A 10,432-nucleotide genomic window follows, 5' to 3' on the forward strand; every position below is an offset into this window, starting at 1 on the left:
GTACCGGGACGGGTTCGTCCCGTTCGAGGGACGGATCGTCCTCCGGTAAACGGTACTGGGAGCGTGTCCTCCGACCGTCCCTAATTACCCGAGATACGAACCGAGTTACAATGAGACGTGCTGTCGAAGCGGTAGCGCCGATGACTGACAACCGATCGAACCTAGCGACAGTGAGACCGTACAGACGCGACGTGATGAAGATCCTCGGTGCAGGGGCGGCAGTCGGGGCGTTCGGCGGGGTTGCCGCGGCGGACGAGCACGACACGTATCCAACGGAGGACGGGCCCGACGTGACGAACGGCGACGACGACTCGACGACGGGCACCGTGTTCACCGTTCGAACGCTTATCAGGGAGTCCACGAACCCGCAGCGACCCGCCGACTTCATCTATCAGCCGACCGGGCTGCGGATCGAACCCGGCGACGTGATCCGGTTCGTCTTCGAAACGCCGGACCACAACGTCACGTCGTATCACCCTGCGTTCGGGATGCAGCGCCGGGTCCCGCCCGGAGTCCAGCCGTTCTCCTCGCCGATCATGGGATGGGATCCCCGCTCGTTACCGGACGACATCGATATGCCGCCAGCGGAGCACGGCAACGGCGGTGACGGCAACGGCGAGAACGACGACGGGAACGGCGAGAACGACGGCGGCGAGGGGGACGGTCCCAGACCGTCGTCGTGGCTGTACGCGTTCGAGACGCCCGGAGTGTATGACCTCGAATGCGCACCGCACGAGGGGTTCGGAATGGTGATGCGGGTCGTCGTCGGGGAGGAAACCGAGACGGCCTTCGAGACGTCCGACCCGGGCGAACTGCCGCCGCCGCGCGCCGGTCCGGTCGGGCTCGCACGAGAAGTGCTCACCGACCCGAACCTGGAGCCGGAGGCGATCGTCGAGCACGGACGCGTCGAATGGGAGGATCTCGAGTCGTACCAGGAGCCCGGAACCGACGACGAGGATGAAGCGGACGACGAGGATGAAGCGGACGGCGACGATGAAGCGGACGGCAACGGCGAGTAGCGTCTGACCCGCGGAGACACGGCGCTCAGAGGAACGCCGACTCTCCGATTCGAACGATACGAACGGATCGTTTCGGTCGGCGGTCGCTACTTTCGAAGCGGCTCGCCCGAAGCGGATGGGACGTATAAGGGTCTTGTTCGGCGTAACGAACTGACTGACGGTAGCGAAACTGGTTGGGAACCGTTCCGGCGTCGCGGAGGGATTACCTCTCCGAGGAACCGCCGTCGGTCTCGTTTGCCACCTCCTCGCCGGTCTCCTCGACCGACTCGCCCGCCTCCTCCGTGCGCTCTGCTGCCTCCTCGCCGGCTTCTTGGACCGCCTCACCAGCCTCGTGGACCGCCTCGCCGGCCCGCTCTGAGCCCGCCTCGATCCGTTCGGAGGCGGCCTCGCTCCCCTCTTCGATGGCCTCTGCGGCCTCGTGGATCCGGTCGGCCGTCTTCTCCTTTACGCTCCCGAGAAGGTCGCCCGGCTTCTTGGAGTTCTGGACCAAGTAGGCGAGGGCGATCACGCCCGCTCCCAACAGCAGGAGTCCTTTCAGTCCCATCCCGTTCCACTGTTTCGCAGGCCTGATCTCGATGACCTTGTCGTTCGACGAGAGAGCATCGGCGATGAGTTTCGTTATCTGTTCCTCCGTACTGGACTTGCTCTCACCGGGTTGGTCGTTGAGTGACGAGTGTTTCATTGTAACTGGGTGTTGCTGCGTCTGGTTGCGTTCGAGTATAGCTGCGTCACCGGGGACCGTGATCCGGATGTCGATGCGCCCATGGTCTGATCTCTCATCAGCCACACGTTGACCACAGTCGGGTATTGTTATGCCCCACTGAATCCGCCTGCCACAGCACGCGCGTCGGTAACCCTGTCTTATCCGCGAGAGATTCGGCGATCGGTGCGTGCGTGCCATCGGACCGTTTCCCGGATCGGGGAGCTACGGCCCGTCCTCAAGAACGGCCGAAGCGAGCGAGTGAGGAAGGCCACAGCGTTCACGAGAGCAAGCTGTCGCGTGCGAACGGGACGTCAGGCGTCTCGTCAAGCCTCTGGAGACTGCGCTCCGGTGGATACGCTCGGATCTGCAAAAGCGCGCCGTGGAAGCAGGGAGCCCCACTCGCAAGCGCGAGCAATCAGGCGAACAGTAGGGTGGGGGAGTTCACATCAAGCGGTCGAGCAGACTCGGCTCCTCGATGTCGAGTTTTCGGCTGATCTCGTTGATCCGGAGCGCGCTCGAGAACGCCAACAGCGTCGGTGGCCACAGACCGACGAACAAGCCGTACTTTTTGTTTCCACGCACGTAGAACTGATACCACGACAGCGCTACGGATGCGATCGCCGCTAGGATTATCGGGTCGACGCCCGGTTCCTCTTCGATCCCTTTGGCTCCGTCGTTCTCGTTTTGCTTTTCCATCAACAGCCCGTTGGGTTCGTCCGCGTATTGTTATACGCAGTGAACTCCCACGACCCGCTGCGCTTCGCTTTTAATTCGACCTTTCCATCGACAGCGAGTGTCCAGCTGTGAGTCTCTCAGTGAAGGAACCGTTCTGTGTTTTTTAAGTTGATTTCCAAAGAATCTACGATACTGCCGTTCAATTAGCAAAGGTACCGATCAGCTGTCGAATACGACCGGGATCTTACCGATGCGCGGCCGGTCGTCCGACCGACGGGCGATCGCTTCAGGTCGTCTTACCGCTCGCGGGAACGGGGGACAGCTCGATCTTCAGTCAAAACCCTCCGATCACGGTCGCATTCAAAAGGATGCCGCCTCCCCGATTTGAACACCGGAAGACATCGCTACGCTCGTCTTCCGAGCCCCCGCTCGCTCCGCTCGCGGGAACGGGGGACAGCTCGAGCTTCAGTCAAAACCCTCCGATCACGGTCGCATACAAAAGGATGCCGCCTCCCCGATTTGAACGGGGGACAGCTCGATCTTCAGTCGAGTGCTCTCCCAGTCTGAGCTAAGGCGGCTCGCGTTTCGACCAAGGCCGAATCGGGACAAAAGGATTTCGAAAGGCGGCAGGCGGATCGGCGAGGGCTCGAAGTCACCGCCGCTGCCGTCGTTCGACGACGTAGTGTCCTTTTCAGGCGCGGAACCGCACACCACAGGCGACGCTCACGACGACGTTCGCGTCACAGAAGCTGGGACCGCCCGGATTCGAACCCCAGTCGCGCCACCGTTCCGCTCCCTGCTTCGAATCCGGCACACGGCTGCGTCGCTCGCGGGGTTGCTCGCGACGCAAAAGTGGGACCGCCCGGATTCGAACCGGGGTCACGGGCACCCAAGGCCCGAAGTATACCACTAACCCACGGTCCCGTAGCGATACATAGCCGGATGAGGCGGTAAAGCGTTTCGTTCGGCGGTGGCCCCTACAGGAGGGCAGCGACCATCGCCGACACGTGCTCGGTCTCGTCGTCGTTGATCCCGTGACCCATCCCCTCGTAGATGCGAGTCGTGACGTCGCCGCCGAGCGCCTCCAACACCGTCGCCGTCTCGTGAACCCGCGGTTCGGGGATGTGCGGGTCGACGTCGCTACACCCGAGGAACGCCGGCGTCCCCGCGAGAGCGTCGTCGGATCGGCCGGCGAGGTAGTCGTCGACGACGACCGACTCGCCGATCAGCCCACCGCTCAGGACGGCGAGCCCGCCGTATCGGGTCGGGTTCCGCGCGACGAACTCGCTGGCGAGACACGCCCCCTGCGAGAACCCGGTCACGAGGACGCGGTCGGCGCCGATCCCGGCGTCGGCCGCGGTCGCGACCGCGTTTCCGACCGCCCGCAGGCCGGAGGTCCGGCCCGGCTCGTTCCGCTCGACCGGGGCGAGAAACGAGTTCGGATACCAGGTGTTCCCCGCGGCCGACGGCGCGAGCAGCGCGACGCCGTCCGGCGCGACCGTCGCGCCGAACTCGAGGATGCTCCGGGCGGTCGCGCCGCGCCCGTGGACGAGCACGACCGCCGCGTCGGCGTCCGCGACCGGCGTCCCGCCGGTGACAAGCGGCCGGTCGCCGTGTGGGTCGTCCCCCGTGTGTCCTCCCGCCACGTCAGTTCACGCCCGTTCCTGCGCTCGCGTCGGGCAGGTCGTGTTTGACCACCGGAAGGCCGAGCTCCTCGAGCGCGCCCTCCATGTGTCGGTCCTGCGCGAAGTCCGCGCCGTCGGCCTCGCGGAGCCGCTGAGCGGCCGCGAGCACCTCGCCCTTCCGCCCGTCCGGGATCTCGTACTTGTCCGAGGAGAGCTCGATGACGAGCCCGTTGTTGTCGCGGGTGTAGATGGAGTGGAAGACGCCGCGGTCGAAGACGTTGTAGCCGTGGCCGGCCGCCTCCAACGCCTCCATGATCCCCTCGTACTCCTCGGGGTCGACGCTGAAACAGAGGTGATGGACCGCGCCGACGCCGGGTCGCTGGCCGCGTGCGGACGGTCGGTCGTCGCTCACGAAGAACGTGAGGATCCGCCCGTCGCCCGTGTCGAAAAAGAGGTGCGTCTGGGAGGGATCGTCGAGGTTCGGCTGGCGTAAGACGAGGGGCATCCCGAGGAGATCGCGGTAGAACGCGATCGTGTCCTCGGCGTTGCTGCCCCACACCGTGACGTGGTCGGTGCCGGTCGTGTGAAACGGTGCGTCCGGGGGTTCCGCGGTTACCGGTGTGAGATCGTCGTTCGACATACCCGTACTCGGTGCGCGACGCGCATAAAACCGGAAGGGATCGGCGGGTGACCGGCTGACACGAGGGTTATCGGGGACGACCGTCACGGATCCGCCGTTCCGGATCCCGACCATCCGACCGCTTATGGCTCGCGCGCGCCTGTGGACGGTATGATGCTCCCGACGCACGCGCTGGTCGGGTTGGCGCTCGCGACACCGGTCGCGGTCGCCCGACCGTCGCTCGCGACCCCGCTTCTCGCCGGCGCGCTCGCGGGGAGCGTCCTCCCCGACCTCGACGTCGTCGCCCGGCACCGCCGAACCCTCCACTACCCGACCGGCTACGTCGTCGCCGCGGTCCCGATCGCGGCGGTCGCCGTCGTGGCGACGTCGCCCGCGACCGTCGCCCTCGCCGCCGGGACGGTCGCCGCAGCGGTTCACTGCCGGATGGACCGGTACGGGGGCAGCTACGAGTTCCGCCCGTGGGAGCGCAAGTCGGACCGTGCGGTGTACGACCACGTTCGCGGGCGGTGGCGGCGGGCGAAGCGGTGGACGCGGTACGACGGCGCGCCGGAGGACCTCCTCGTGGCGATCGCCGCCGGGCTGCCGCTTCTCGTCGTTCTCGACGGGCCGTTCCGGCAGCTCGCCGCCGGCACACTGGCGATCGCCGTCGTCTACACGGCGTTCCGGCGTCGGCTCTCCGATCTGGCTGGCGGGGCCTTTCGACGGATGCGAGACGGGGCAAAGCGGCTACGGGTCGGCTGCCAGCGGTGAGTCGTCCGTCCCCCGATAGTCGGTGACTCGGTGACTCGAGGACGCGGTCGACACATCCAATACGGAGAGTCGAGTGGTCCGTCGTATGACTCTGGCAGGGCTCTCCACCGGTGCGGTCGTCGTGTTCCTGCTCATCGGGGCGGCACTCGTGTTGTTCGTGAGCGAGGTGATCCCGAACGACGTCACCGCGATCGGCGTGATCGCCGCGCTCGTCGTCCTCGAGCCGTGGACCGGGGTCGGCGCGCGCGGGGCGATCTCCGGTTTCGCCAACCCGGCCACCGTCACCATCGTCGCGATGTACATGCTCAGCGCGGGGATACAGGCGACCGGGATCGTCCAACGCCTCGGGATCTACCTCGCCGACTTCACCGGCGGGAGGGAGTTCCGCGCGCTCGTGGCGACCGTCTGCACCACCGGCCCGATCGCGGGGTTCATCAACAACACGCCGGTCGTCGCCGTCTTCATCCCGATGATCACCGACCTCGCGGAGAGCACCGGGATCTCGCCGTCGAAACTGCTGCTCCCGCTGTCGTACGCGGCGATACTCGGCGGGACGCTCACGCTCATCGGGACGTCGACGAACATCCTCGCCAGCGACTTCGCTCGCCTGCTCATCCCCGGTCGCGACGGTATCGGGATGTTCGAGTTCACCAGCGTCGGGATCGTGGTCATGCTCGTCGGGCTCGCCTACCTGCTCACCGTCGGGCGGTGGCTCGTCCCCGCGCGCATTCCGGTCGACTCCGACGCCGTCACCGAGTTCGATCTGGAGGACCACCTCGCGGTGATGCGCGTTCGTGACGAGTCGACCGCGGTCGGCGAACCCATCGAAGCGTTCGACGCGGCACACCCCGAGGTACGGGTGTTACAGGTCCGGCGCAACGGGGAGGCGTTCAGCGCCCCTCACACCGACCGGGCCATCGAATCGGGCGATGCGCTCGTCGTCCACGGGACGCTCCAAGCGGTGAACCGCTTCCGGGAAGCGACCGGCCTCGCCCACGAGATCAGAAGCGACGTCACGGAGGAGACGTTCGAGTCGGCCCCGACCGACGACGTGCTCGCGAAGGCGGTCGTTCCGGAGGACTCCCGATACGTGGGCGAGACGATCGCCGAGACGGGGCTCAGCGAGTTCCATCGGACGGCGACGCTGGCCATTCGACGCGGGGACGAGCTGATCCGACACGACCTCGCCGAACGGACGCTCCAACCGGGCGACCTGCTTTTGGTCCGGACGACCCCCGCGTCGATCCGGTACTTCACCGACACGCGCGTGCTCGTCGTCGCCGACGAGGTCGCGTACGACCGGCTCGCCGCGGCCGACGTCGAGTCGATCGCCCCGCTCTCGTCGAAGACGCCGGTCATGGTCGCGATCATGGCGGGAGTGATCGGCGTCGCCGCGCTCGACCTCCTCCCGATCGTCATCGCGGCGCTCGCCGGCGTGTTCGCGATGATCGTCACGGGCTGTCTCCGATCGGCCGACGCGTACGACGCCGTCTCCTGGAACATCATCTTCCTGCTGGCCGGCGTCATCCCGCTCGGGCTGGCGATGGAGGCGACCGGGGGTGCCGCGGCGATAGCCGAGCTGCTCGTCGCGACCGGCGCGGTGTTACCCATCGTGGCCGTGCTCCTGCTGTTCTATCTCGTCACCGGGCTGCTCGCGAACGTCATCACGCCGGTCGCGACCGTCGTGTTGATGATCCCGGTCGCCGTCGACGCCGCGGGACGGCTGGGTGCCGACGGGTTCACCTTCCTGCTCGTGGTGATGTTCGCGGCCGCAACCTCCTTTATGACGCCCGTCGGCTATCAGACGAACCTGATGGTGTACGGTCCCGGCGGTTACGAGTTCGCCGACTTCCTCCGCGTCGGTGCCCCGCTCCAGTTCCTGCTGGCCGTCGTGACGACCCTCGCGATCTGGTTCGTTTGGGGCGTTTGACATCCCCTCCACGGGAGAGCACGAGGACTGCCCGAAGCGACCGTAAGCGCGATAACTGCGTCGACACCGACCGTCGATGTCCCGCCGATAGCTCCTCACCGACGACTCCCCGTCGTCGGCTACTCCGAGCCGTTCCCGACGACCGCCGGGTGGTCGTCCGGAGCGGCCGCGAGCAGCCGATCGTACACCTCGAGCGCGCGATCACGGACGTCCGCCACCGACCCGTCCACGTCCACCCCCGCGACGTCGCCCGACGCCATCGCAAGCACCCCGCCCATCCCGACGCCCTCCTTCGCCTCCCCACGACGATACGCGTCCGTCATCGGGTGTGACACCGTCTCGAAGCGTGGGTCGGTGACCGTCAGATCGACGCCGAGGTCGGTCGCGAGTTCACGGACGGCCGCGGTCGGGTCCTCCGCGACGAACGACGTCGTCGCCGCGGCTATCGGCGCGTCGACCCCGAACGCGCGGACGACCGCGGCGGCCGCACACAGCTGTGTCCCGCCCGCCAGCGTCACGTCGCCGCCGCGATCCAGCACGCCCAGCGTGAGCCCGACCACGCCGGCGAGGACCGGATCCCCCACGGCGCGCAACGCCCGTGTCGGGTCGTCTGCCGCGTCGCCGGGGGCGAGCCCGCTCGCCGCGAGCCCCTCGTCGACGACCGTTCGCTTCCGGTCGAGCGGGTTCTCCGGAAGCGACGAGGACACCCCAGTCCGCCGGCCGAGCGCGGCCAGCGTCGCCATCGCCGTCGTCGTCCCCCCCGGAACCGTCTCCGCGACGACGACGTGATCGTCCGTCACTTCCTTCCCGTACGTTCGGGCGGCGTCGACGATGGCCTCCGCCTCCGGCAACGCGACCGCCTCGCGGACGTCGCGACCCGGACCGGACGAGAGACTCGACGACGCCACGTCGACGGGACGTGCCGATCCCGCGTCGAGGACGTCCACGTCGAACCCGAACAGCTCACGGCCGGCACGGGTGACGACGGCCGGCGTGGGACACCCCGTCGGGCTCACCGGGACGATCCCCGTCGAGCGTGGCCGACCGTTGACCACGATCTCAGCGTCCGCCGCCGGCGTGTGCGCTATCAGCGCCGGGGACGCGCCCGCGGCACTGATCCCGTCTATCCGTGCTGTCTCCGTCGTGCCGGCAATGAGAACGAACCGCATCGATATCGACCTCCCGGAGGTGACGACCGTAGTAAAACCCTGCGAGGGAACCGCGGGAGCGTCACCGTCGAAGGGGAATCACGGTAACGCGCGCCGTGAGAGCGCGGGAGACCATCGAGCCCGCAACGACACACCGTCCCGACGATCTCGACCGTGTGCCCGGGCCGAGCGGATCACAACCCATATGCGATCGCCGTGTGCAGCGGACGCATGGACCCAGTTATCCTGTTCGCCGCCGACACGCTGCTTCACGCCGGACACGAACACCCGAGCACCCTCTGGATCGGCGTCGCGGCCGTCGTTTCGTTCGTGCTCGGCGTCGGCATCGGCGCGTTCGCGCTCGACCTGTCGAACCCGCTCGCGGACCGCTCCGGCGACGAGGAGTAACCTACGGTCGGACGGCGGATCACGACGATCCACGTCGATCGCGACGAAGCGATCCCGACCGAGGACCGTTCTCAAGCGATCACTGTCGTTGCCAGATCTCCGGCGCGACGCCGAGCGCTCGGGCAAGGAACGGGTAGCCGAACGCGACCACCAACACGAGCAGCAGCGACTGCCAGAACGCGAGTCCCCCGTACACGTTTTCGATCAGCGCGAGCAGCGCGAACATCGTCACGAACATCACCGCCCAGTGCGGGGCGAGCTGCCGCACGTTTTCCGACATCGAACCCATGGATCGACTACCGTCTCGCGGCGCTAGTGGCTGTCGGTTGCGACGTCCACGCGACCCGTGAAACCGACGGGCAGCGTGATCAGTACCGCGAGGGGACGAACGCCGCCGCGATCACGAGCAGCGACGAGAGAACGCTGATGATCAACACGCGCCAGATCCCCTCGGCCTGTTGATCGAGGCGATCGATCTCGGCGAGCTGTGCCTCGTACGCCTCGAAGTCGCTCGAAAGGACCATCGTCTCCCCGTCAGGGAAGTACGCGATGAAGTCGGTGTCACCGAGCGTGATCCGTTCCTCCTGGTCCACGTCCATCGTCGACGTCTCGGGACCCTCCCAAACCAGGGTCACGCCGTCCTCGGTGACCGCGTCGACCGTGACCGAGTGGCCGTCGTATTCGAGGCTATCGCCCGCCGAGTACGACCGCTCCTCCGGTGCGGGGAAGTAGTCGTCGGCCGGGACGAGCCGCGATTCGCCGTCCTCGTCGGTGACGACGACGTACTCCTCGCCGTCACGCTCGACCGTCTCGTTGTCCGCGGCAGGGTCCTCACTGAGGATCGCGTCCCGGTCGAGCACCTCGACGAGCGTGAACGCGGTCGGGTCCTCGCCTTCGATGTGGACGCGCCACTCGCCGTCGTCGAGCTCGACGACGGACTCGTTCGCCCAGGTCTCCGACTGTTCGACTACCGCTTCCCACTCCAGTTGGCCGGAGCGCTCGATCTCGACGTCACCGACGTCGTCCTCCGCTTCGGTCTCCGTGATATCGGCGACGGTGTACTCCTGTCCGTCCACCTCGAACGAGTCACCCTCCGACAGCTCGAAGTCCGGGTCATCGAACGTGATCTCCGGCGTTTCGGCCGTCGCGATGAGCACGCCCGCCGCGGTTCCGACGACGAGGAAAAGCGCGACGTACACGGCTACAGCGCGTCGTTGCATGGTTCGTGCATGGTTCACCCCGCGTATAACGGTTACTAACGAGTGCGGAGACGACCGGGTAATCGCGGGTCCGACGCTCGGCGCGCTAAACGAAACGAGAAAGGAAGCCAAGGGCCGGATTTGAACCGGCGTTGGGCGGCTCTGCAGGCCGCTGCGTCTGACCGAACTCTGCCACCTTGGCGCAGTCGACTCTACCGCCGTCGAGCGTTTAAGCCTAGCGGTCCGCCGTGTCCGTTTCGAAAGCAAACGAGCCCACGGACGCGGTGTCCGTGGGCTCGTGTCGCCCGATGTGGGCGAAATGAATGGGAGGCGGC

At 66.9% G+C, this 10,432-nt stretch carries 10 protein-coding genes, 3 tRNA genes and 1 pseudogene; 4 read left to right on the forward strand and 10 right to left on the reverse strand.

Annotated elements, in window-relative coordinates; translation table 11 throughout:
• Positions 1–170 precede the first annotated feature (170 nt).
• Entirely contained in the window at positions 171–1,019 is an 849-nt protein-coding gene (locus GRS48_RS01245; RefSeq protein WP_159483123.1) for a plastocyanin/azurin family copper-binding protein, read from the forward strand.
• 202 nt (positions 1,020–1,221) lie between these two features.
• On the opposite strand, the gene GRS48_RS01250 is transcribed toward GRS48_RS01245, so the two are convergent.
• From GRS48_RS01250 to GRS48_RS01275, 6 genes are all read right to left on the reverse strand, one after another.
• On the reverse strand, positions 1,222–1,806 hold the full coding sequence (locus GRS48_RS01250; RefSeq protein WP_159483124.1) for a hypothetical protein: 585 nt from the start codon (positions 1,804–1,806) through the stop codon (positions 1,222–1,224).
• 357 nt (positions 1,807–2,163) lie between these two features.
• Positions 2,164–2,418: a hypothetical protein gene (locus tag GRS48_RS01255; protein WP_159483125.1), complete on the reverse strand. Its 255-nt coding sequence runs from the start codon at positions 2,416–2,418 to the stop codon at positions 2,164–2,166.
• 483 nt (positions 2,419–2,901) lie between these two features.
• Positions 2,902–2,975: transfer RNA gene (locus tag GRS48_RS01260), tRNA-Phe, on the reverse strand.
• A gap of 275 nt (positions 2,976–3,250) precedes the next feature.
• Positions 3,251–3,321, reverse strand: a tRNA-Pro gene (locus tag GRS48_RS01265).
• Between the two features lie 53 nt (positions 3,322–3,374).
• Positions 3,375–4,043, reverse strand: a complete 669-nt coding sequence (locus GRS48_RS01270; protein ID WP_321168227.1) for a dienelactone hydrolase family protein — start codon at positions 4,041–4,043, stop codon at positions 3,375–3,377.
• A 1-nt stretch (position 4,044) separates the two neighbouring features.
• Entirely contained in the window at positions 4,045–4,662 is a 618-nt protein-coding gene (locus GRS48_RS01275; RefSeq protein WP_159483126.1) for a VOC family protein, read from the reverse strand.
• 150 nt (positions 4,663–4,812) lie between these two features.
• Between GRS48_RS01275 and GRS48_RS01280 the strand changes: the two genes are divergently transcribed.
• Complete coding sequence (locus GRS48_RS01280; RefSeq protein WP_159483127.1) at positions 4,813–5,412, forward strand: metal-dependent hydrolase; 600 nt, start codon at positions 4,813–4,815, stop codon at positions 5,410–5,412.
• Between the two features lie 85 nt (positions 5,413–5,497).
• Complete coding sequence (locus tag GRS48_RS01285) at positions 5,498–7,342, forward strand: SLC13 family permease (RefSeq protein ID WP_159483128.1); 1,845 nt, start codon at positions 5,498–5,500, stop codon at positions 7,340–7,342.
• 119 nt (positions 7,343–7,461) lie between these two features.
• Here GRS48_RS01285 and GRS48_RS01290 read toward each other — a convergent pair.
• Positions 7,462–8,523 (reverse strand): annotated as a pseudogene (locus tag GRS48_RS01290) (nicotinate-nucleotide--dimethylbenzimidazole phosphoribosyltransferase); the annotation flags it as partial.
• 198 nt (positions 8,524–8,721) lie between these two features.
• Between GRS48_RS01290 and GRS48_RS14990 the strand changes: the two are divergent.
• A complete protein-coding gene (locus GRS48_RS14990) occupies positions 8,722–8,898 on the forward strand; it encodes a hypothetical protein (RefSeq protein ID WP_200840189.1) in 177 nt (58 codons plus the stop codon).
• 79 nt (positions 8,899–8,977) lie between these two features.
• Here GRS48_RS14990 and GRS48_RS01295 read toward each other — a convergent pair whose 3' ends face one another.
• The 3 genes from GRS48_RS01295 to GRS48_RS01305 all read right to left on the reverse strand — a co-directional run bounded on the left by GRS48_RS01295 (position 8,978) and on the right by GRS48_RS01305 (position 10,299).
• Positions 8,978–9,187: a hypothetical protein gene (locus tag GRS48_RS01295; RefSeq protein WP_159483130.1), complete on the reverse strand. Its 210-nt coding sequence runs from the start codon at positions 9,185–9,187 to the stop codon at positions 8,978–8,980.
• Between the two features lie 79 nt (positions 9,188–9,266).
• Positions 9,267–10,118, reverse strand: a complete 852-nt coding sequence (locus GRS48_RS01300) for a hypothetical protein (RefSeq protein WP_159483131.1) — start codon at positions 10,116–10,118, stop codon at positions 9,267–9,269.
• 105 nt (positions 10,119–10,223) lie between these two features.
• Positions 10,224–10,299, reverse strand: a tRNA-Cys gene (locus GRS48_RS01305).
• Positions 10,300–10,432 lie beyond the last annotated feature (133 nt).

Source organism: Halorubrum sp. JWXQ-INN 858, from assembly GCF_009806985.1.
Classification (GTDB): Archaea; Halobacteriota; Halobacteria; order Halobacteriales; family Haloferacaceae; genus Halorubrum.

Coding starts and splice junctions, on each gene's coding strand:
- GRS48_RS01300 (WP_159483131.1), bottom strand. CDS start 10,118: ATGCAACGACGCGCTGTAGCCGTGTACGTCGCGCTTTTCCTCGTCGTC.
- GRS48_RS01255 (WP_159483125.1), bottom strand. CDS start 2,418: ATGGAAAAGCAAAACGAGAACGACGGAGCCAAAGGGATCGAAGAGGAA.
- GRS48_RS01280 (WP_159483127.1), top strand. CDS start 4,813: ATGATGCTCCCGACGCACGCGCTGGTCGGGTTGGCGCTCGCGACACCG.
- GRS48_RS14990 (WP_200840189.1), top strand. CDS start 8,722: ATGGACCCAGTTATCCTGTTCGCCGCCGACACGCTGCTTCACGCCGGA.
- GRS48_RS01275 (WP_159483126.1), bottom strand. CDS start 4,662: ATGTCGAACGACGATCTCACACCGGTAACCGCGGAACCCCCGGACGCA.
- GRS48_RS01295 (WP_159483130.1), bottom strand. CDS start 9,187: ATGGGTTCGATGTCGGAAAACGTGCGGCAGCTCGCCCCGCACTGGGCG.
- GRS48_RS01285 (WP_159483128.1), top strand. CDS start 5,498: ATGACTCTGGCAGGGCTCTCCACCGGTGCGGTCGTCGTGTTCCTGCTC.